The 243-nt window shown below is 42.0% G+C and carries 1 protein-coding gene; it reads left to right on the top strand.

Translation table 11 applies throughout. From position 1 onward, the window contains the following. Nucleotides 1-243, top strand: a 243-nt coding sequence (locus HMPREF2930_RS02435; RefSeq protein WP_256278341.1) for an E domain-containing protein, incomplete at both ends; no start/stop codon positions are given.

Genomic DNA, 243 nt, shown 5'->3' with positions numbered 1-243 from the left:
ACAAAAGATCCAGTGGATGAAATCGTACATTATGGTGGCGAAGCAGTACCACAAGGTCACAAAGATGAATTCGATCCAAACGCACCGAAAGGTAGCAAAGAGGATGTACCAGGTAAACCAGGTATCAAAAATCCAAATACAGGAGAAGTTGTAACACCTCCGGTGGATGATGTAACAAAATACGGACCAGTCGATGGTGATCCAATCACAGAGACAAAAGAAATTCCGTATGAAACAAAACGT

Origin of the sequence: Staphylococcus sp. HMSC068C09, from assembly GCF_001813735.1 — a bacterium.
GTDB classification, from domain to species: Bacteria; Bacillota; Bacilli; order Staphylococcales; family Staphylococcaceae; genus Staphylococcus; species Staphylococcus hominis.
The sequence above is the reverse complement of the archived record's forward strand: the minus strand, read 5'-3'. Positions and strand labels throughout refer to the sequence as shown.